The following is a 20,974-nucleotide window of genomic DNA, read 5'->3' on the forward strand; positions in this document are numbered from 1 at the left end:
AGACTGCTTGTACCAGTTTGGGGGTTAGTCGCTCACTGCTGCGGGAACAGCTTTGAGCGGCGCTAGATCTTTGGGTTTAGTCTGGGTTGCCGCAAGTAAAAAAGACAACCTTAACGTGAGAGCATATCTGAGCAGACGGTATTTCGTCAAGGTGATAAGCTACAGAGTTTTTGAGGGAACGAGGAAGGCGATCGCCCTCTACACAGTATTTTTTCTAGAAAATGTAAACAAAAACAGGTTTAAGAGTTTAAAACCTGATCTTTAAATTCAAAACAAGGTTTACGAATTTAAAACCTGATTTACGAGTTTAAAAATCAAGTTTTAAAGTTCAAAATCAAGTTTACGAGTTTAAAAATAGGTTTACGAGTTTAAAACCTGATTTTTGAGTTTGAAAATAGGTTTACAAATCAAAAACCTGATTCTGAGTTCAGAAGCCTGATTCACAAACTCAAAACCTGCGTTGAATTGGGCTTCTCCGTAAATCTAGTAGGAGATTTCTAAAAAATTTACCCCTGGGTAGGGGCAGGTTTTGCCAGAATCTTTGCAGTTGACCCACAGTTCTAGTGCTAAACCTGCCCTTACAGGTATTTTGTTTCCTGTATGGAAGGATAATTAACGACTTAACCAGGCGATCGCTTCTCGAATCCAATCTTCTGCATCAGCATTCTTAGATAATGCGGTCTTTTGTCCAACTGCCCGCAATGCCTGCGTGATTTCGCTGGTGGTGTAGCCCAGGGCTAGCAGTGTCATTTCCACATCTTCTTGAATGGTGGTTGCGGGAGTGGCATCGGGCAGAGTGGTTAAGCCCGACTGAAGCCGCCAGTCTGACAGCTTTGCTTTAAGTTCCAGGGCAATTCGCTCAGCGGTTTTCGTGCCGACTCCGGGAGTGCGAGACAGCAAGCGAGTATTGCTGCTGACGATCGCCTGCACCAGATCTTGCAGTCCCAGAGTGTCTAACAGAGCAACTGCTAATTGAGGCCCTACGCCGCTGACGCTGACCAGTTGGCGAAACAGGTCGCGTTCTGCCATTGACGCAAAGCCAAACAGCACCATCTGGTCTTCTCGCACCTGTAAGTGAGTGAAGACCTGCACCACTTCGCCAGCCGGAAGTTCCTGGGTCATGCGCGGGAGTACCTGTAGCTCGTAGCCAATCTGGTTGACTTCGAGCGTGAGGATAACCCGATTGTTGCCAATTTTCTGAATTGCGGCGAGGGTGCCTTTGAGGTAGCTGATCATTCAAGGAGCAGAAGACGGGGCAGGTTTTAGCCAAAACATTTAGCTAATGAAACCAAAATGCTTCAAGCCCTCTAGAATACCACCTGCACAGTGAGACTGTGCCAGATAGCGATCGCCCGATGGGTTTTCGTGATGCCAGTTGAGCAATTCTGGCTGAGCGTTGCCAACGATGATGCCGCGCGAGTGGTTTGCCTGAAACATCGACAGATCGTTACCCGAATCGCCGCAAACAACAGTTCTTTCCTTCGGGATCTGTAAGCTTTGCTGAAGGAAGGCAACGGCTGCACCTTTGTTTGCCCGTTTTGGCAGAATATCTAGATCATGTCCGCTGCTATAGACAAGCTGAGCGTCTAATCCCTGATCTTTGAGTTCAGCTTCCAGGCAGGCTAACACCTCCTTAGACGCAGCTTCTTCCAGGAAATAGCTTGCCTTAAATGGGCCTTGTTCCGATTGCGACTGGGGGGTCAGGTCATTAAATTGAGCAGCGATCGCTCTGACTTTTTCTCGATCCCAGCGGTGATTAAGCTGACTCGCCCAGGTGGGATCTGGAGTATCACCATCCTGACGATAAATTTCAGTACCCACTGCCAGCACTCGCAGATCGGGTTCAATTAATGGCTTTTCAGAACGCAGTTCCTCGAATAGAGGGAGCGATCGCCCCGTTGCGTAGACAATCACGGTGCCATGTTCTTCACGATGCTGAAGAAGCTGCTGATTGAGCTGCTCTAGAGCGTCATCATCGCCGACCAAAGTGTTGTCTAAATCCGTCACAAACAAAAATTTTGCCACAGTAACCCCCTACTGTTCACGTTGCCTCAAAAATCTGCCCAGGCTGACGAGATCACAATACACTGCAAGGGTGCTTCTTTGCTGTTTTCTAGATCGCCTGCCCATGAACTCCTTTCGCCAAAAGCTGCTTGCCTGGCTGCCTCAACTCGATCATCGCGTTTGGATTTTGATTGCAGGTCGTCTCCTCTCTCAGATTGGAAATGGTTTCACTTTATTCTATGCGCCGATTTTCTTTGTTAACCAGGTTGGGCTATCAGCAACCATTGTAGGCATCGGCATTGGCAGCGGCTCGATTTCAGGCGTGTTAGGGCGAATTTTGGGTGGCTCCTTTGCCGACTCACCTAGCTGGGGACGCAGAAAAACCCTGTTATTATCGGCAGCGGTTTCAGCTTTGGCAGATATATTTCTGACACTCACCTACGACTTTCCAACATTTCTCATCGGCAACTTACTGATGGGGTTAGGCATCGGGTTATATTGGCCCGCAACAGAAGCCGTTGTTGCAGATTTAACGAGTGTTGATCAACGGAATGAAGCCTTTGCCCTAACGCGGTTAGGGGATACAGTAGGGCTGGGTTTGGGCGTTGTATTAGGTGGCGCGTTGATTGCACTCACGGGAGCCTATCGCTCCCTCTTTGTAATTGATGGCATCTCATTTTTAGTGTTTTTTGGTGTTGTTTATTGGGCGATCGCTGAAACTGTCGATACTGAACAAGTCAATCGCTCCTTATTTAAAGGTTGGGCAGTAGCATTGCGCGATCGCACTTTACTCATCTTTGCTCTGGTGAATATCCTATTCACTACTTACTTGGCTCAGATCAACAGTGCCATGCCGCTCTATTTCACTAACTTTGTACCCGTGAGAAGTGATGCATCCGGCTTTTCCACGTCCACCATTAGCACCTTATTTTCCTGGCATATCATCTTAGCGGCACTGACTCAACTTCCGATTGCCCGTTACCTCAATCGGTTTAGTCGTGTGCAAGCGTTAACCTGTTCTGCATTGCTTTGGGGAATTGGCTTCCTACTCATTGGGATAACCGGAACTGCCTCAACCGCTCACTTAATCTGGGCAATTTTGGGCTTGAGTGTAATGGCGATCGCCACCGCTGCTTACAATCCATCTGCTTCAGCCCTTGTCGTCGATCTCGCGCCAGAATCTTTGCGTGGCGTTTACCTCTCAATCAATTCATTGTGTTGGGCCGTTGGATACTTTATTGGACCAACAGTAGGCGGCTGGGCAATGGATCAAACTCGCTCGATTGCCCAAACCTTCTGGATAGTCTCTGCCTTGAGTGTTCTACTGGGAATTGCAATTTTGCTTTACTTAGGTAAAGTCATTCGTCATCTGGATGATGGATAACTTTCCAGTCGCCTCCCGAATCCTTTCCCAGAGACATCGTCCTTGTGTACGGGCGAAGCATTCGGCAGGGAGATTGGGATTAACCAGAGCTTGTGCCCGAATGCTTCGCCCCTAATGATGCCGCTATTCGCACTCTTTGCCCATCCTACGCTGGTTAAATCTCACATTTATTGATGGAGTTGATTGAGAAAATACTTTTTGATAATCCGTTATTTTCAAATTGGGATAAGATAGCTTGGAACTAAGCCAAAATCTATTCACAAAGCTGATTTTCCGCGTGAAAAGCCCAACCTTGTGAATGATCAGGGCATCTCATCCACACGGGTTAAAACTGCCATGAAACTAGCCGCACGTGTAAGTCAGGTCACTCCTTCTTTGACATTGGCAATTTCTGCTAAAGCAAAGGCAATGAAAGCGGATGGCATTGATGTGTGCAGTTTTAGTGCTGGCGAACCCGACTTTGATACCCCAGACCATATTAAGGCAGCAGCAAAGGCAGCCCTGGATGCAGGCAAGACGCGCTACGGTCCGGCAGCAGGGGAGCCAAGGCTGCGAGAGGCGATTGCCCAAAAGCTACAAAATGACAATAGCCTCTGCTACGGAGCAGAAAATATCATTGTCACCAATGGCGGCAAACAGTCTTTGTTTAACCTGATGCTGGCGCTGATCGACCCTGGTGATGAGGTGTTGATCCCGGCTCCCTACTGGCTCAGCTATCCCGAAATGGTGAAGCTAGCAGAAGGCACTCCGGTGATTTTGCCGACTACCGCCGAAACGGGTTTGAGGGCTACAGCTGACCAAATTCGGCAAGCCGTTACGCCGAAAACCAAACTGCTGATTTTAAACTCACCATCCAACCCGACCGGAATGGTATACACGCCTGATGAAATTCAGGCGATCGCCGATGTCGTGGTTGAAAAAAATCTCTGGGTCGTCGCCGATGAGATTTACGAAAAAATCCTCTACGACGGAGCCACACATCTCAGCATCGGTGCGGCTGGCCCAGAAATTTACGAGCGCACCATTACCAGCAGCGGCTTTGCCAAAACCTACGCGATGACGGGCTGGCGAATTGGCTATCTGGCTGGACCACCGCCAATCATTCAGGCAGTCACTACAATTCAAGGACACAGCACCTCAAATGTGTGTACCTTCGCTCAGTATGGGGCGATCGCTGCCTACGAAGGTTCCCAAGACTGCGTTCAGCAAATGGTGTCCGCCTTTGCCCAGCGGCGACAGTTTATCCTGAATGCGGTCAACACGATTCCCGGCTTAAGCTGCCCGAAACCAGACGGAGCCTTTTACGTCTTTATCAATATCAGCAAAACGGGAATGAAATCTCTTGACTTTTGCAGTACCCTGCTAGAGTCTCACCAAGTTGCCGCCATTCCCGGCGTTGCCTTTGGCGCAGATGATCACATTCGCCTCTCCTACGCCACCGACATGGACAGCATCAAAAAAGGTATGGAACGGTTAGCGACCTTTGTGCAGTCACTATGATTCCGATTGCAGACAACCTGCCCAACCGCAAAACCCCGGTAGTCACCTATCTGCTGGTTGCGGTGAATGTGGCGTTGTTTGCGATCGAGCTAAATCTAGCAAATACGGGTGAACTGGCAGATTTCCTCAATACCTGGGCGGTTGTCCCAACGCGGATTGTCAAAATGGCGACCGATATGCTGGACGGAAGCTGGATTGCCGCCATTCTCATTTGCATCTCCGTTGTGCTGGGGCTATTTCTGCACAGCGGTTTTGCTCACCTGATCGGAAATCTGCTGTTTTTATTTGTTTTTGGTCGCCGCATAGAGGAGCGTCTGGGGCACGGGCAATTCCTCTTGTTTTACTTTGTCTGCGGCATGATAACGAGTGCGATTCAGGTGTGGAGTGAGCCAACGCTGAATGCGCCACTGGTCGGGGCAAATGGGGCGATCGCAGGCATTCTAGGTGCCTATCTTTTGAGCTATCCCAAAGCAAAAATCGAGACCATTGTGCCACTGATCATTCTCTTCATCCCCATTGAATTACCTGCTCTGTTTTACCTGTTCTGGTGGTTTGTGCAACAAATCTTTTATGGCGTTAGCACCTTCAATATTGAGACAGGCATCAACTCAGGCAGCTTTGCTTACTGGATGCACGCAGTCGGACTGGCGATCGGCGCAGTTTTAATTTTTCTACTCATGCCCCGTCAAACTTCGGTCAAAGGATTAGAAAATGGCTAAATTCCTCAAATCTTGCTTAATTGAGATCTTGCGCTAGCGACAGAAGAGGTTGCACTAGAGCCCTGGTTGACTGACAAAACTCCTAAAACCATTGATATATCGTAGGTTGGGTGAAGCATCGCGGAACCCAACAGAATCGAGACAGGAGTTGGGTTCTGCTTTGCTCCACCCAACCTAACATCAGAAAATTTGTCAGCCAATGTGCAGGATCTCAGTTCAAGAGTAGGATTTTCCTGCACCCGAAACTTACCCAAAAAACCACTATTCGATCAGTTCTAAAGCTTTCTCTAACCCGTAAGCTAGGCAAAACTGCATAATTTAGCTTATCCTCTATGCCATATAAGTCATAAGCCTTCATCCTTCACTCCTCATCCCTCCCCAAAAACATGAGCAATCCTAACCAGATTTTGATTTTGTTTGCTCACCCAGCCTTAGAAAAGTCACGAGTAAATCGGCGTTTAATTCAAGCGATTCGAGGGTTAGATGCCGTCACTGTTCATGACCTTTACGAGCAATATCCTGACTTTCATATCAACGTAAAAGTTGAGCAAGACTTACTTCTAGCTCACGACATTATTGTTTTTCACCATCCCTTTTACTGGTACAGCAGCCCAGCCATCTTAAAAGAATGGCAGGATTTGGTACTAGAGCATGGTTTTGCCTATGGCAAAGGAGGAACGGCACTGCGCGGCAAAAAGTTTCTCTCAGCAATCACCACTGGGGGCGGAGAGCAGGCTTATTGCCGTCAGGGATACAATCGCTTTTCGGTACGAGAATTGCTGGTGCCATTTGAGCAAACGGCTCACCTGTGTGGCATGGACTATTTGCCGCCCTTTGTGGTTCAAGGAACTCATCAGATTCAGGAACAGGGTCAACTCGTCAAACACACTGAAGACTATCACCAGGTGATTACGGCATTGCGGGATGATCGGGTGAGTTGGGAGAAGTTGCCCCAGTTTAAGCACATCAATCACGGGCTCGACCAAATTCTCAAGTCCCAGGAGGTGTCTCACCATGTCTAATGAAAGTCTCTTCTATCAGGCGTTTATTTACCTGGTGGCAGCAGTGCTGTCAGTGCCGATCGCCAAGCGACTGGGCTTAGGATCTGTACTGGGCTATTTACTGGCAGGAGTGATCATCGGCCCATTTGTGCTGGGCTTTGTCGGCAATGAAGGCGAAGATGTGATGCACTTCGCCGAATTTGGCGTGGTGATGATGCTGTTTCTAATCGGCTTGGAGCTACAGCCTGAGTTGTTATGGCGTTTGCGAGTGCCGATTGTGGGATTGGGCGGCTTGCAGGTGTTGGTAACAACAATAGTGTTTGCAGGCATCAGCCTACTGTTTGGACTGCCCTGGCAGATAGCGCTGGCGATCGGCATGACTCTTGCGCTTTCGTCAACGGCGATCGTGCTGCAAACCCTGAACGAAAAAGGGTTAGCCAAGACGGATGGGGGGCAGTCCTCCTTCTCGGTGCTGCTATTTCAAGACATTGCCGTGATTCCCATGCTGGCTTTGATGCCGCTGCTGGCTTTGGAAGGTGCTGCGACCGCGCAAAATGAAGTCATTTTCGTAGCAGAAGCAGCAGAGGGAACGGGTTTACCTGCTTGGCAGCAAGCGCTACTAGTCATTGGCACAGTAGTTGGAATTATTCTCGGCGGGCGATTTTTGATGCGTCCAATCTTTCGCTTTATTGCTGATACGCGGCTGCGAGAGATGTTTACTGCAATGGCTCTGTTGCTGGTGATTGGAATTGCCCTAGCAATGCAGCAGGTCGGGCTTTCTCCAGCGCTGGGCACGTTTGTGGCGGGTGTGGTGCTGGCAGATAATGAGTACCGTCATGAACTGGAGTCCGACATTGAGCCGTTTAAGGGCTTACTGTTAGGGCTATTTTTTATCTCGGTCGGAGCCAGCATCGATTTTAATCTGCTCCTTCGGCAGCCGCTATTGATTCTGGGAATGGTGCTGGGGTTGGCGATCGCCAAGTTCGCCGTTCTCTTTGCGCTGGGTCGTATCTTTCGCCTTGAAATCAGCCAAAATCTGCTGTTTGCCTTTGCTCTGGCACAGGGTGGTGAGTTTGCCTTTGTCCTATTCTCATTTGCGACACAAAACCGAGTTCTGCCTCCAGACGTTTCAGAACCGCTGGTTGCAGTTGTGGCGCTATCAATGGTGATTACTCCGCTACTCATGATCATCAATGAGAAACTGGTACAGCCCAGGTTTGTTACGGCGGAAGTGGAACGGGAAGCTGACGAAATTGACGACAACGAAAATCCAGTGATCATTCTTGGATTTGGTCGTTTTGGGCAGATTGTCGGACGGTTGCTGATTGCTAATGGCTGCCGTCCAACGTTACTCGAACATGACCCTAGCCAAATCGATTTGCTGCGGCGGTTTGGCTGGAAGGTGTTTTATGGAGATGCCTCTCGGATTGATCTGCTCCATGCAGCAGGGGCAGAGCAGGCTCGGCTGCTGGTGGTGGCGATCGATGATCCTGAGAAAGCCTTGGAGATTGTTGATCTGACGCACAAGCATTTTCCCCATCTAAAAATTCTGGCACGGGCGATCGACCGTCGCCATGCCTATGAGCTAATTCGTCGGGGTGTGGAGGTGGTTGAGCGAGAAACCTTTAGCTCGGCGCTGGATATGGGTGTGGAGGCGTTAAAGCTGTTGGGGGTTCGATCGTATAAGGCGCATCGAGCGGCCCGCACGTTTAAGTTTCACGATGTTGAGGCGTTGCGCGACATGGCAGCGGCTGAGGGAGATGAGACGATGGTGTTGGCGCGATCGCGTCAGCTTGCCAAGGATTTGGGGCAATTGTTGCAGTCCGACGATCGCGAGTTGACTCAGGAAGTCGATCGCGCCTGGGATATTTCAGCTTTACGTAAAGATTAAAGTTGGCTGCGATCGGTCAAAATCTCATATCCATCCGCAGTAACCAGGACAGTATGTTCAAACTGGGCTGAGAGGGAGCGATCGACGGTGACGACTGTCCAGCGATCGCTCAATGTCCGAGTATGCTTCGAGCCAGCATTGAGAATCGGTTCGATCGCCAGGGTCATGCCTGCTTTAAGCTTGACGTTGGGCATTTCGTGAGTCCGGAAGTTAAACACAGATGGTTCTTCGTGCAGGTTGCGCCCAACTCCATGTCCGGTGAAGTCTTCAACAACTTTGAAGCCATTTGCCTCGACGTGATCTTGAATCGCTCCAGCAATGTCCAGTAAATAACTTCCGGCTTTGACTTGCTTGATGCCTTTGTAGAGGGCTTCTTCGGCAATTTGGATAAGTTTTGCGGCAGCGGGGGTGACTTCTCCAACGGCGATCGTGATGCAGGAGTCGCCGTGGAAGCCTTCGTAGTAGGCACCTGTGTCTACTTTTAGTACGTCGCCTCGGCGAATTACTTTTTTGTGGCTGGGGATGCCATGAACGACTTCGTTGTTGATGCTGGAGCAAATGGAGCCAGGAAACCCGTGATAGCCTTTGAAGCTAGGTGTTGCGCCCATTTCTCGGATGCGTTTTTCGGCGTGGGCATCCAGGTCAGCAGTGGTCATGCCAGGTTCGACGAGTTCTGAGATTTCTTTGAGAACGGTGGCGACGATTTTTGCCGCCTGACGCATGGTTTCAATTTCGGCTGCCGATTTGGTTTCTACGCCGCGACGCTGTTTTTTGATGCGAGGTCCGGGCGCAGGTTGAGGCAAAAGGTTGGTGAGGAAATTCATGGAAGACTCAGTAAGGTGGGAGCGGGAGAGTTAGGATTTGCGGGAAATAATACAAGCAAAGTCTTAATTTTATCTATTGTCTCTCGATTTCAGACTTTTTTGAGGGCTTTGCCCCCAAACCCCCACTGGGGGACGAAGCGCGTCCCCCAGTCCCCCTCCGCAAGGGTCTAGGATAGGCAGCATGACGCGCTTCGCATCGGTGGGATGCACGGTTCGTCCGCTCTTTGCGAATTTTAATCAGACGGGTTGCTGTTCTGCTACGGTCAATACGCCCCGCATTCCGGCTTCGCTATGTCCAGCAATGGAGCAGTGCAGTTCGTAGGTGCCTGATTTGAGTGGCACAAAGACCCATTCGGCGATCGCCCCCGGCTTAAGTTCGAGTTCGTGAATTGCGCCTTTGACTTCAACGTTGCCTGCTTCTACTTTTTGCGTCCAGATGGCATCGGCAAAATCTTTAGCGGTGAAGTAATGTTTTTGAGAACTGGGGTTATCTAGTACTAGCTTGTAGCGTCTGCCTGCAATGAACTCTAGATGGTCGGGGACGAATTTTAGTTCTTCGGTGGAGTTGCCCAGGTGAACGCTGATCTCTATTAGCGGTTCTGAATGGGAGAGGACAGCGGCGATCGCCCTTCCACTGAACTGCGGTAGTGCTCCCACCCCAATCACAATACTCAAGCTGATTGCCAGCCCTAAAAGCCAATGGAAACTAAACCGTAATCCTCGCCACAGAGTAAACATTGACTACCCTCCATCCGTTTGACGTTGCTTGCCCTAATTATCAGGTGAAGAATTTCTGGTTACAAGACAGAATCCTCTTCACCCATGATGGAGATCAACGTGAGGCATGAGGGAATGCGGTTTTTCTAATCCGTGGCGCTCCATCAGTTCCTGGTTACCCATGATTTGATGGGGATCGCCATCTGCAACGATGCGACCTTCGTCCATCAAAATAACGCGATCGCACACTTCTAAAATTAGCTCTAGATCATGAGCGGAGATCAGTAGGGTTTCTTGCGATCGCTGCAAAAATTGAATCAGCCGACGACGGGCGCGTAAATCCAAGTTTGCGGAAGGCTCGTCATAAAGCATCACGCGGGGACGCATGGCAAGGACTCCGGCGATCGCCACCATTTGTTTTTCACCACCCGATAGGTGATGAGGCGGGCGGTGAGAGAGCGTTTGTAGCCCGGTGAGGGCGATCGCCTCCTGAACCCGCAGATCGACTTCTTCGGGCGGCAACCCCATATTTTGCGGACCAAACGCGACATCTTCTCGCACAGAGGCTGAGAAAAGCTGGTCGTCTGGGTTTTGAAACAGTAAACCGATCTCAGGACGAAAATCTCCCGGCAAAATGGGTTCGCCAAAGATAACAATTTCTCCAGCGTTTGGTTTGAGAACGCCGCAGATTAATCGAAAAAAAGTAGTCTTACCGCAGCCATTGTGACCAATTACGCCAATCCTTTCTCCAGCTTTGACAAGCAAACTAATTTCATGCAAAACATTGGGCTCATCGGGGTAGCAAAAGCACAGTTTTTTGATCTCCAGTGCCAATTGGATCTGCTGAAGTGTGTTGCTGGTCTGGGATAGCCGCTCGGTGGAACTCATAGACAAACTAAACCTAAAGAATCTCTGCCACGACTAAACCTGTCGCAATCAGAAGTGTACAGACCAAACCAAAGCCGCTCCAGGTTCTTAATGTTGCGGGTGATGAGGTCGGCCCAGCATAAACTGGGTGAACTTTAAATTTTTCGCTACCATAGCCCCGTAGCCGCATTGCTTTGTAAATTCTTTCGGATTGCTCGTAGCTACGGACTAACAGCGTCCCAGCGAGCGAAGCCAAAAGTTTTAATTCCCGCAGGTCAGGCATGAAGGGCAGGTACTTTTTTTGCGGGGATCTGCCAAACCCTCTCAGCCGCATGGCTTGCTGCATGGTGCTTAAATTTGCCGCAATATCGTACAGGTAGCGATAGGTAAGCAGCGTCATATCAGCAATCAGACTCGGCAACCCTAGCGATCGCATCGTTTTCACGGTCGTTAAAAAGGGAGTTGTGCCCATCAGAATGAGTGCCGTTGTAATAATCGCGAGAAACCGACCGACCACGAGCAGCATGGCTAAAATGCCTTCTTGCCGTAGGGTCAGCACTCCCCACTGCCAGAGCACCGTTTCGCCAGAGAAAAACGGCAGCAGCAAAATTACGCCCAGCAAAAAGAAACCCGGATAGCGTAACCGACTGATCAAAAAGGAGAGCGGCATCCGGGAGAGGAGATAGAGTGTGGCGGCGATCGCCAACACCACAGGCACCAGCCGCAGATCTTTAATGAAAGCAAAAGCAAAAATCAGAACCAGCAAGCCAATCAGCTTAAACCGAGGCTCCCAGCGGTGTAGCGGCGAATCAAGATAGGCATATTCGTCTAACTCAAACCTCATGCACTACCCTCGCCGCTCAATTAGTTCTGGCTTCACCCGCTGCAAAAACATGACCAACAACAGCGTAAAAGTACCCTCAATTAGCATCAGCGGCAGGTGGGCCAGCGACAGCCCATAAACGGCCGCTCGTTCCGTCTGAGCATCAAACCCAGACGGAATGTTGGTAATCACCAGAAAGAAGAAGATCACGGCTGCAAGTCCCAAACCCAAAGCTCCAGCAAGAAATGCAAATACATTAGTCGCTAGCTTCTCGCCTAGCTTCTGTCTGAAGACATGACGCAACTGAAAAATGTGAGACGCTACCAGTGCTGGAATGCCCATCATCACTGCATCTACGCCCAATGTTGTTAGCCCTCCATGCCCAAACATAATGGCTTGAAAAAACAGACCCACCAAAATGGCAGGAAAGGCAAAGTAGCCCAAAACACATCCCAACAGTCCGTTTAGCACCAGGTGAACGCTGGAGGGCGGCACGGGAATGTTGATCGAGGAGGCAATGAAAAAGGCGGCTGTTAGCAACGAGGCTTTGGGTAACTCCTCAGTCGGATCTTTGAGCCGATTGATTTGGCGCAGGGAATACCAGGTTACAGGAACGGCGATCGCATAGCCTGCAATGCACACTGAAGCCGGAAGAATGCCATCAGGAATGTGCATCGCTATTTCTTCCTAGCGAGAAAGAACAAAGCAGTACCCACAAATCCCCAAATCACTGAAACAGCCATCAGCCCTTTCTGAGGAATCGAAAGGTTGTCACCAATGCCAGAAGCAATCTGGCTATTTGACTCACCGTCTGTCTCAGATGCTCCTGCATTTGCCCCTAACACGCCTGCTTCTCCACCTACAGGAATGTTGAGAATTTCGCCATGTCCAGCCTGTCTCACCTGCACCTCCCACGTACCAGGAATGGAGGGGTCTGGGGCAAACACAAAGCGCCCAGTTTCATCCGCAGTGCCGGTTAGCCAGGGCGTAGATGGATCTTCAGGCGAATAGACCGACACCTGAGCCTCTGCCATCGGCTCACCGCTGTCATAGTTAGCTTGAAGCTCTATTGCTTCGGTTGCCTGGTAGGTGATCCCCACTCCGTGGGCGATCGCTTTCACCTGCCAACTCACAACCGAGATCAGCACCAGAGGAATAGCAAACGTTCGTCTCATGTCGTTAACTGTGTCTCCTCACAATGACCTTCCCCAACATGACCCAGGCTCGGCAAAAGCTCAAGCAGCTTGTTGTAATCTTCCTCAGAAAGATCTTGCTCCAGGTCAGCCGTATCAGCCGTCAGTTCTCCACCCTCAGCCAAATCAGCTAGAGGTTGAAAACCCAAAGCACCAACATTCAGTTCATCATCGGGCGCAGCTTCCCCATCCCCAAATAGGTGGTCAAAGTGAAAAGTTGCTTCTACGTCGGCCGTGCCACCCGGTTCTAAAACGCCTTTGCGCTCATCACCGACAAAATCTCCGCAGCTAAACGCCAACTCCTCATCTACGTTCAGCGTAAAGTTAACGGTTTCACCATCCTTCGTGGCAACACCCTGAATTACCATCGCATAGCCACTAGCCGGGCCTTCATCTGCATTCACCATCTGCCAAGAAAGGGCATTATAGCGACCAGCAGGGGCTTCTACCTCTTCTACCAAAACTGGCTCTGCATTTTCGTCTCCCTCTGCCAAATCAATCGTCTTCACCTCTTCAACCTTGACTTCCTGACTAGCTTGCAATTCATCGCCTGCTTCAGGCTCGTAAGGCGGCTCGGTTTGATACGCCGTCAGGTCAGCCAGATTTACGTAGAGGTGATCAAAGCTAATTTCCCATCCGTCTTTAGACACAAATCCCTGACGAACAAAATCTTCTCCGTTAGCCCGAATTTGCAGCGTGCCCGTTTCTCCTGAAGCTTGAGTCTCAGGAGCCTCAGCAGTTGATTCGGTTTCAGGGGCTTCAGCTTCAGGGGTTTCACCACCAGCGCAAGCCTGGAGTAAGCCTAGCAGGATGAGGGCTAAACCTGCCAGTGTTAGAAATTGCTTTTTCATGCAGAAGGTTCGTCCTGATTATTTAATCAACAGAAGTTTTGGTGCTAAATTCCGTTCTTCTAATGCTCTGAGTTGCAAGAATGCTCATGCATTGGGGAATACAACAGTTCAGTGAACCTCGTTCTTCTAAGAAATTCAATCCGCCAAGGGGGGATACAAATAAACCGAATTCCACCCGAATTTGCCCAAAATCCTGATCCTGGGGAAAAAGGACAGGACTGAAAACAGCGGATTTTCTGGCAAAATCAGAATGCTGCTAATAGACTTTCTCCCCAACCTAGGACTATACTGAGAAATTGTGAGTATTGAAAAAGCTATGAAAGCGCAGGAAATCATCCGCTCGATTGAGGCGGAGCAGTTAAAGAGTGACTTGCCTATCATCCACGTTGGCGACACGATTCGTGTGGGTGTACGGATTCAAGAAGGCGGCAAAGAGCGGGTACAGCCCTATGAAGGCACCGTTATTGCCATGCGAAATGGTGGCATCAATGAAACCATCACCGTTCGCCGCATCTTCCAAGGCGTTGGCGTAGAGCGAGTATTTTTGCTTCATTCTCCTCGCGTTGCCAACATCAAGATTATTCGTCGAGGCAAAGCGCGTCGCGCTAAGCTTTACTATCTGCGCGATCGCGTTGGTAAGGCAACTCGCCTCAAGCAGCGGTTTGACCGGGCACTTTAAACTGCTAGGTACTATACAGCGACACAAGCTGTTAAACTGGGGTATGCTCCGGTAAACCCCAAATGCGCTCTTAGTTCAGTTGGTAGAACGCAGGTCTCCAAAACCTGATGTCGGGGGTTCGAGTCCTCCAGGGCGCGCTTTAATTCAACGGCTTGTATTCTGCGTCAGTCGTCCATCTTCCATGTGAATAGTTCGATCAGCTACGTCCAGAATGCGATTGTCGTGAGTCACTAGTAAGACGGTGCAGCCTTCTTCTTTAGCAAGTCGCTGCATAATTTCCACGACATCTCGTCCCGATTTGCTGTCGAGTGCCGAAGTGGGTTCGTCCGCCAGCAGCAGTTTAGGATAGCTAACCAAGGCACGGGCGATCGCCACTCGCTGCTTTTGCCCGCCTGACAGCTTTTCGGGATAGTAATCGGCGCGATCGCCTAGCCCTACAGCAGTGAGAATTTCTAGCGATCGCTTGCGGTATTCACGCGGTGGAATATGTTTGTGCAACCTCAAAGATGTACTCACGTTCTCCCAAGCAGTCAAGCACTCCAGCAGATTGTGAGACTGAAAGATAAAACCGATCTGGTTGCGCGTTTGAATCAGTTGCCTTTTTTTTGCGCCCTGCAACTCCTGACCCAAAATTTTTAGGCTGCCCTCCTGCACCGCTCGTAATGCGCCAATTAAGGTCAGCAAAGTGGTTTTGCCACCACCCGATGGTCCTTCCAAAATCACCACTTCGCCCGGATATAAATCCAGGTCAACCTCCATCAGCACTGGTTTCCGCAGTGCCCCCTGCCCAAACGCATGATTCAAGTTACGAACCGCTACAACAGGTTCCATGACTAAAATACGTCCGCAGGGTCAGCAGAACGGAGCTTGTTCATGGCGATCGCCCCCGAAATCACACACATCACCAGCGTCAGGATAAACACCTGCAATGCAATACCTGCCCGCATCGTTAGCGGAATCTTAGTCAAATAAGTGAGTAACCCATACATCCAATAAGAGGTAATGTAACCCGGAACAAACCCCAAAACTGCCAGAATCACCGCCTCCTGAAGCACTACAGCCAGCAGCGAAGCATCCGAATAGCCCATCGCTTTGAGCGTTGCATACTCAGGCAAATGATCACTCACATCGGTGTAGAGTACCTGATATACAATCACCACGCCGACCACAAACCCGATCGCCGCTCCAAAGTTGAGAATTTTTCCTTCTGGGAAAGAAGCCCGGAATGCCTGCTCTGACTGCATTAACTCCTCACGCGTCATCACCTTTACTGCTGGCGGCAATGTACTTTGTAGGCGAGTTCGTACCGTCTCCAGATCGGCTCCCGCCTCTAAAAACAAACTGCCTACATTCACCTGCTGGAGACTATCCTGACCATTGCGCTGAGCAAGATTCCAGTCACTCATGATCACATGCCCCTTATCAAACATAGTGCTGCCCAGGCTAAATAGCCCCACCACATGAGTTCGGCGTTTACTCATCACCGTACTCACTACACCTTGCTGGCTCAATAGGTCTGGTACAGGGCCAAGCTGGTCCTGTGAAAGGCGGTCAAACAAAACACTACCGGGCGCATTCAGCAAATCAAGCTGCTGGTTTACCTCAGGCATATCAAATACCGGACGAGCCGGATTAAACGCCAGAATTCTAACGGTACTGGGGAAGAAGTCGATCTCTGAACCCGCCTCTTCCGTTCTGTCCACTGAAGGATTCTGTAGATCTTCGGGATTTACCCATTCTGCAGAACTGATATAAAGCGGATTGGCAGCCGCAACGCCAGTCACTGCATCTGCTTGATAGAGATAAACGCGCGAAAAGCTACCAAAGCTAATAGTTGGCGTATAAGCAGACACCAAAAACAAATCACCTGCTAGATTCTCTGGTACCAGCGTGACTCCATCAAACAACAGTGCCCGCAATCCCAACTGGGTAAAGATGAGAATGTTAGAGAACGCCACTCCTGTCATCGCAACGAGCAATCGCGCCTTTTGATGAGATAACTGTGCCCACCCTAAGGGTTTGTTGATCTGAAGCCATTCAAGAGAAGATTTAAGAAAACGTTTCATAGAACAATCACTTATGACTCATTGACTAGAGCAGCTTCTCTAAAAAAACTGTGCAAGCACTATCGTTGTATCGCTCGATTGGATAAAAGCCGAGACGCTGATAAAGCTTGATGGCTGGGGCTTGTTTGTACTCATCAACAGTATCTAACCTAACTTTTGTGTAATCATTCCGTTTAGCAAAATTCAGCAGCATGTAACTCATCTTGGTTCCCCATCCCTGTCCTCGGTAGGGGTTAAGGAACCACATACGTTTGAGTTCACAAATATCGCCACTGGTGTCGCTACTTAAATAACGAATCGCCCCGCAGCCAACAACCGTTTCACCATCAAGTAGAACCAGGAAAATTCCTCGATTGTCGAAGTAGTGCGATCGCACCTGATCGATATCCGAGAGATTGTCATGCCGCCGAATCACTTCCTCAGGGACCTGAAAAATCTCCTGACATACCGCCAAAATGACTTGCTTAACATCCTCAATTTGATGCGGTTGAATCGGTTTAATTTCAGTCATTTCTGTTTGCGTCAAGCCTCAATATCAACTCTTAACATCAGCTTTCAACATTGATCTCAACCCGAACCTGCATATTCGTTAAGTCAGCAACCCTGACGCTATCCTCTGGACTGATCCGAATTTTCACTTCCACAACACGGGTTGTCTCATCTGTCGTAGGGTCAGAGGAATTGCTTGAAAGAGTACGCGCCCCAATTTGCAAACCAATGTGATCAACAGTGCCCTGAATTCCTCCCTCAAAGCCTCCATATTCACTCGTGATAGTGGCACTTTGCCCGAGTTGGACCTTGGTAATCTCAGTTTCGTAAACTTCGGCGATCGCATACATCTCATCCGTTTGCCCCAATTCCACGATGCCCTGCTCTGTGTTGACCTGTTCTCCTACCCGTGTGTTAATTCGCAAAATCTGACCCGCTACTGGCACTCTGACCTGCGTATCTTCCAGGTCAGCCTGCCTTTGCTCGACTGCAATTAAAGCCTTATCCAGTTCAGCTTGAGCCACCTGCACATCCACCGGGCGCACCTCTTGCAGCATCGCCAGATTTTCCTGCTCCTGCCGAATCTGTTCCCGCAGGGTCGCCAAGGTGGTGTCTAGTTCAGCCCGTCTTTGAGACAGTGCCGCCTGCCTCGTTTCAAATTCCTCACGCGCCAGTTCCAATTCCTCAATGCTAGCCGCCCCTTCCTGCTGAAGCGATTGGTTGCGCCGATAGTTCAATTCTGCCCGCCGCAGTTCGGCTTCGGCACTGGCGATCGCCGCCCGCCGCTCATCTGCCTCGGTACGAAGCTGCGCCTCCAGTCGCGCAATGTTTGCTCGCTGCGCCGCAATTTCTGCATTTTTGGCATCTCCAGACTGCGTTTGAGCTAGCAATGCCTGGTAATATTCGACGTTTTTCTGGGCTTCCTCTAAGTCCCGCTGCCGTCGCTCCTGCCCTTGCAAAATGGCGATTACCTGATTTGCTTCAACGCGATCGCCCTCTTCCACCAGGATTTGATTCACCCGGCTATCTTGAGCATTAGGCACAGAGAGTTTGATCACTTCCCCTTTGGGAGCCAAACGACCTAACGCGACAACTGTAGCGATCGGTGCAACCTCAGCTGTAGTCTCAGCGGGAGGCTGTTCTGCCTGCGAAAAACCACAAGCCGTACAAGCTGAAACCATACCAAAAACGACCGCATGAGCAGCGTAGCGACCCAATGCTGGAAGCAGGGAAGGAAAATGAACCATAGCCCGACAGCAGTTTCAGCAAAACTTTCTTAAACCAGTTGACTTGATCCCAGGGAAATTTGACCTCCCCCGCCCGGTCATTTCACTGGTGGATTGAATTTGACCTGAAGAGCAATTTCAGTCTTCTTCAGGCTCAGCGTCCCATATCATTGCATCCAAAGTTTGATGCTGGGTACGCCGTGACTGGCGACGATATTTTTTGCTTTCCAGGCGAGGTTCGTAATAGCTCTCGCCTTTCTGGTTGATTTTCAGCTTCATGCTAGAGTCCTGATCAGTTTTTTGCTGAAGCTGAGTTTGACGGGCGATTGCCTCTTCCAAAAACACCAAATAATGCTCGTAGCGTTCCCAGTCACCCCGCACAGCGCAGTTTGGCTCATCTCGGTGCAGACAGTTACTAAACTGGCAGTTCGCCTCTGCCAGTCGTTGTCGCGCTTCTGGGAAAAAGTCTGCCAATTCCACAGGCGCACAGTCCAAATCTGGCTGGTTGAAGCCGGGCGTATCAGCTAACAGACCGCCACCTGGCAATTCAAATAGCTCGACGTGCCGCGTTGTATGACGACCGCGTCCCAACTTCCCGGAAACTGAGCCCACTCGCAAATCTACGTCTGGAATTAGCTGGTTGATCAAACTCGATTTACCTACTCCAGAGGGACCGGAGATGACCGTAATTTTTTGTTTAAGCTGAGTTTGCAGGTTGTCCAACCCCATTTGATGCTGGGTGCTGAGCATCTGAGACTGATAGCCCCATTGCTGAAGGCGATCGCGCCACTCTGCTTGCATTTCAGCACTCACCAAGTCACTCTTATTCAAACCCAGACAAACTTCTAGCCCAGTTGACTCAGCTTTAATCAAGAAGCGACTAAGCTGAAGCGGCTCTGGGTTAGGGTCTGCCAGGGCAAATACCAGCAGAATTTGATCTGCATTGGCGATCGGTGGACGATCGAGTTCACTGTCGCGGGGAAATACCTGGGCGATCGCCCCTCTTCCCCCAGCCCAATCAGGTTCCTCGACCTGGACGCGATCGCCCACCCAAACCTGCTGCCCAATTTTTTTTAAGCGCGATCGCCGCGTACAAAGCAGCGATTTGTCGCCCAACTGCACCCAATAGTAATTGGCCTGAACTGCCAGGACCGTGCCTACCAGATCTTCAGAACTTGCAATCACCGAGTCGTTCTCGGATGTCTGAGCATTAGGCTGCTGGTCTAACTCAGCACTCATCACTCAGAACTCTTCTCGCTGGGTCGTCGCACTCGAATTGCGAAAAAACCTGTCCGTTCTTCGACTTGTTCAATTCCATAGCCCTCCATCGTCAGGCTATCAGGAACCTGCTCCATCGGCTCTCCTGGGTCTAGCCAAACCTCCAGCAAAGCGCCTGGAGCCATCTTTTCCAGCCGAAGTTTTGTCTTGACAAAGTTAATCGGACAGGGAGTTCCCCTCAAATCCAGTTGGGCATCGGGCAGATGCTCAGCAGTAGATGCTGCACTACTCATCCTCGAAACAGCCCCCCTAGAAAGCCTTCAATGCCGCCTCCTTTGCCCAGGCGATCGCCCCGAATCTTAGCTAGCTTCTCTAATAGCTCACGCTCTTCAGTAGTCAACCGCGTTGGGATATCAATCTGGATAGTGATTAGATGATCCCCACGGCTAACCGGATTGCCTAAGCGGGGTACACCTTGATTTTCCTGGGTGAGCACTGTTCCAGGTTGGGTGCCAGAGGCAATGGTCAGCTCAGTAGGTCCATCTACCGTATTCACCTCTATCTGACAGCCTAGAATTGCCTGTAAATAGCTAATCTTGATCTCCGAGAGAATGTTAATGCCATCGCGCTGAAACTCGGCATCTTCATTCACGAACAGGTAAACATACAGATCGCCCGGTGGTCCACCTCGCTGCCCCGCATCCCCTTCCGAAGAAACGCGCAGCCGCGTGCCATTATCAACCCCAGCCGGAATCGTAATTTTTAGCTTTTTGGCTTCCTGCTTTTGCCCACTGCCGCCGCAAATCTCGCACTTCTCCTCAATCACCTGCCCCGCACCATTGCAGGTCGGGCAAACTGAGACTTGAGTAAAGCTGCCAAAAGGCGTTCTGGTGGCACGACGCACTTGTCCTGAGCCGGTGCAGGTCGGACAAGCTCTAGGACGAGTACCCGGCTTTGCCCCTGAGCCGCTACAGTTCGTGCAGGTTTCCAGATGGCTAATGCGAATTTCTTTTTCGCCGCCAAAAACAGCTTCACGAAAATCAAGCTTTAGGTCGAGCCGCAAATCATCCCCTCTGACCGGGCCGCCGCGACGACGACCGCCACCGCCGCCTGGTTGCCCGCCCATGCCGCCAGAGAAGCCACTAAAGAAGCTTTCGAAAATGTCGGCAAAACCGCCCAAATCGCCGAAGTCCTGAAAGCCGGCTCCCGCTGCAGAGCCAACTCCTGCTTCACCGAAGCGATCGTAACGGGCACGAGTTTCAGGTTCAGAAAGCACTTCATAGGCTCGGTTGATTTCCTTGAAGCGCTCCTCGGCACCATCTTCCTTGTTGACATCAGGGTGATACTTGCGCGCTAAACGTCGGTAAGCACGCTTGATCTCCTCTTTGTCTGAATCACGGGAGACACCGAGCATTTCATAATAATCACGAGCCATAGGAGACTGCTTGCTTAGATAGAAGGGCTTTAGGTTTGAAAATTAGGAAACTCACTAGGGCTAGGATAGCTTACACCCTACACCCCC

22 protein-coding genes and 1 tRNA gene are annotated in these 20,974 nt (G+C 50.2%); 7 read left to right on the top strand and 16 right to left on the bottom strand.

Annotated elements, in window-relative coordinates:
- Nucleotides 1-612: 612 nt before the first annotated feature.
- Together ruvA and H6G00_RS29185 are read right to left on the bottom strand one after the other, a co-directional pair.
- Complete coding sequence (ruvA, locus tag H6G00_RS29180) at nucleotides 613-1,236, bottom strand: Holliday junction branch migration protein RuvA (protein ID WP_190799402.1); 624 nt, start codon at nucleotides 1,234-1,236, stop codon at nucleotides 613-615.
- 39 nt (nucleotides 1,237-1,275) lie between these two features.
- Complete coding sequence (locus H6G00_RS29185; RefSeq protein ID WP_190799403.1) at nucleotides 1,276-2,025, bottom strand: sucrose-phosphate phosphatase; 750 nt, start codon at nucleotides 2,023-2,025, stop codon at nucleotides 1,276-1,278.
- 103 nt (nucleotides 2,026-2,128) lie between these two features.
- Here H6G00_RS29185 and H6G00_RS29190 point away from each other — a divergent pair, with 103 nt between their 5' ends.
- The 5 genes from H6G00_RS29190 to kefC all read left to right on the top strand — a co-directional run bounded on the left by H6G00_RS29190 (nucleotide 2,129) and on the right by kefC (nucleotide 8,499).
- Nucleotides 2,129-3,388: an MFS transporter gene (locus H6G00_RS29190; RefSeq protein WP_190799404.1), complete on the top strand. Its 1,260-nt coding sequence runs from the start codon at nucleotides 2,129-2,131 to the stop codon at nucleotides 3,386-3,388.
- Nucleotides 3,389-3,724: 336 nt separating this feature from the next.
- Nucleotides 3,725-4,888 carry a pyridoxal phosphate-dependent aminotransferase gene (locus tag H6G00_RS29195; protein ID WP_190799405.1) on the top strand — a complete coding sequence of 388 codons (1,164 nt, stop codon included), beginning with the start codon at nucleotides 3,725-3,727 and terminating at the stop codon, nucleotides 4,886-4,888.
- On the top strand, nucleotides 4,885-5,607 hold the full coding sequence (locus H6G00_RS29200; protein WP_190799406.1) for a rhomboid family intramembrane serine protease: 723 nt from the start codon (nucleotides 4,885-4,887) through the stop codon (nucleotides 5,605-5,607). Before H6G00_RS29195 ends, H6G00_RS29200 begins: the two co-directional genes overlap by 4 nt.
- 386 nt (nucleotides 5,608-5,993) lie before the next feature.
- Nucleotides 5,994-6,629 carry an NAD(P)H-dependent oxidoreductase gene (locus H6G00_RS29205; RefSeq protein WP_190799407.1) on the top strand — a complete coding sequence of 212 codons (636 nt, stop codon included), beginning with the start codon at nucleotides 5,994-5,996 and terminating at the stop codon, nucleotides 6,627-6,629.
- Nucleotides 6,622-8,499, top strand: a complete 1,878-nt coding sequence (gene kefC, locus H6G00_RS29210) for a glutathione-regulated potassium-efflux system protein KefC (protein ID WP_190799408.1) — start codon at nucleotides 6,622-6,624, stop codon at nucleotides 8,497-8,499. Before H6G00_RS29205 ends, kefC begins: the two co-directional genes overlap by 8 nt.
- Here kefC and map read toward each other — a convergent pair.
- The 7 genes from map to H6G00_RS29245 form a co-directional block, all read right to left on the bottom strand.
- Nucleotides 8,496-9,323, bottom strand: a complete 828-nt coding sequence (gene map, locus H6G00_RS29215; RefSeq protein ID WP_190799409.1) for a type I methionyl aminopeptidase — start codon at nucleotides 9,321-9,323, stop codon at nucleotides 8,496-8,498. The two genes, kefC and map, sit on opposite strands and share 4 nt — an antisense overlap.
- Nucleotides 9,324-9,560: 237 nt before the next feature.
- Nucleotides 9,561-10,061 (bottom strand): cupredoxin domain-containing protein, encoded by a 501-nt coding sequence (locus tag H6G00_RS29220; protein ID WP_190799410.1) that lies wholly within the window; start codon nucleotides 10,059-10,061, stop codon nucleotides 9,561-9,563.
- Between the two features lie 78 nt (nucleotides 10,062-10,139).
- Entirely contained in the window at nucleotides 10,140-10,928 is a 789-nt protein-coding gene (locus H6G00_RS29225; protein ID WP_190799411.1) for an ABC transporter ATP-binding protein, read from the bottom strand.
- 13 nt (nucleotides 10,929-10,941) lie between these two features.
- Complete coding sequence (gene cbiQ, locus H6G00_RS29230; protein WP_190642726.1) at nucleotides 10,942-11,751, bottom strand: cobalt ECF transporter T component CbiQ; 810 nt, start codon at nucleotides 11,749-11,751, stop codon at nucleotides 10,942-10,944.
- Nucleotides 11,752-11,754: 3 nt separating this feature from the next.
- Nucleotides 11,755-12,405, bottom strand: coding sequence for a cobalt transporter CbiM (gene cbiM, locus H6G00_RS29235; protein ID WP_190642727.1), 651 nt, complete (start codon nucleotides 12,403-12,405; stop codon nucleotides 11,755-11,757).
- A gap of 2 nt (nucleotides 12,406-12,407) precedes the next feature.
- Nucleotides 12,408-12,905, bottom strand: a complete 498-nt coding sequence (locus H6G00_RS29240; RefSeq protein WP_199318785.1) for a carboxypeptidase-like regulatory domain-containing protein — start codon at nucleotides 12,903-12,905, stop codon at nucleotides 12,408-12,410.
- Entirely contained in the window at nucleotides 12,902-13,774 is an 873-nt protein-coding gene (locus H6G00_RS29245; protein ID WP_190799412.1) for a DUF4382 domain-containing protein, read from the bottom strand. The genes H6G00_RS29240 and H6G00_RS29245 overlap by 4 nt, the downstream gene beginning before the upstream one ends.
- Nucleotides 13,775-14,090: 316 nt before the next feature.
- Here H6G00_RS29245 and rplS point away from each other — a divergent pair, with 316 nt between their 5' ends.
- Entirely contained in the window at nucleotides 14,091-14,453 is a 363-nt protein-coding gene (gene rplS / locus H6G00_RS29250) for a 50S ribosomal protein L19 (protein WP_190642730.1), read from the top strand.
- Nucleotides 14,454-14,517: 64 nt separating this feature from the next.
- Nucleotides 14,518-14,590 (top strand) — tRNA-Trp (locus tag H6G00_RS29255).
- A 7-nt stretch (nucleotides 14,591-14,597) separates the two neighbouring features.
- On the opposite strand, the gene H6G00_RS29260 is transcribed toward H6G00_RS29255, so the two are convergent.
- From H6G00_RS29260 to dnaJ, 7 genes are all read right to left on the bottom strand, one after another.
- Nucleotides 14,598-15,284, bottom strand: coding sequence for a DevA family ABC transporter ATP-binding protein (locus H6G00_RS29260; RefSeq protein WP_190799413.1), 687 nt, complete (start codon nucleotides 15,282-15,284; stop codon nucleotides 14,598-14,600).
- Between the two features lie 2 nt (nucleotides 15,285-15,286).
- Nucleotides 15,287-16,519 (bottom strand): ABC transporter permease DevC, encoded by a 1,233-nt coding sequence (gene devC / locus H6G00_RS29265; RefSeq protein ID WP_190799414.1) that lies wholly within the window; start codon nucleotides 16,517-16,519, stop codon nucleotides 15,287-15,289.
- Nucleotides 16,520-16,544: 25 nt separating this feature from the next.
- Complete coding sequence (locus tag H6G00_RS29270) at nucleotides 16,545-17,030, bottom strand: GNAT family N-acetyltransferase (RefSeq protein WP_190799415.1); 486 nt, start codon at nucleotides 17,028-17,030, stop codon at nucleotides 16,545-16,547.
- Nucleotides 17,031-17,067: 37 nt separating this feature from the next.
- Nucleotides 17,068-18,255, bottom strand: a complete 1,188-nt coding sequence (locus tag H6G00_RS29275) for an HlyD family efflux transporter periplasmic adaptor subunit (protein ID WP_190799416.1) — start codon at nucleotides 18,253-18,255, stop codon at nucleotides 17,068-17,070.
- A 117-nt stretch (nucleotides 18,256-18,372) separates the two neighbouring features.
- Nucleotides 18,373-19,473: a small ribosomal subunit biogenesis GTPase RsgA gene (rsgA, locus tag H6G00_RS29280; RefSeq protein WP_190799417.1), complete on the bottom strand. Its 1,101-nt coding sequence runs from the start codon at nucleotides 19,471-19,473 to the stop codon at nucleotides 18,373-18,375.
- On the bottom strand, nucleotides 19,473-19,745 hold the full coding sequence (locus H6G00_RS29285; protein ID WP_190799418.1) for a sulfurtransferase TusA family protein: 273 nt from the start codon (nucleotides 19,743-19,745) through the stop codon (nucleotides 19,473-19,475). Before H6G00_RS29285 ends, rsgA begins: the two co-directional genes overlap by 1 nt.
- On the bottom strand, nucleotides 19,742-20,887 hold the full coding sequence (gene dnaJ / locus H6G00_RS29290; protein ID WP_190799419.1) for a molecular chaperone DnaJ: 1,146 nt from the start codon (nucleotides 20,885-20,887) through the stop codon (nucleotides 19,742-19,744). The genes H6G00_RS29285 and dnaJ overlap by 4 nt, the downstream gene beginning before the upstream one ends.
- Nucleotides 20,888-20,974: the final 87 nt, after the last annotated feature.

It is taken from the genome of Leptolyngbya sp. FACHB-541 (assembly GCF_014695875.1).
GTDB lineage: Bacteria > Cyanobacteriota > Cyanobacteriia > Elainellales > Elainellaceae > JAAUTN01.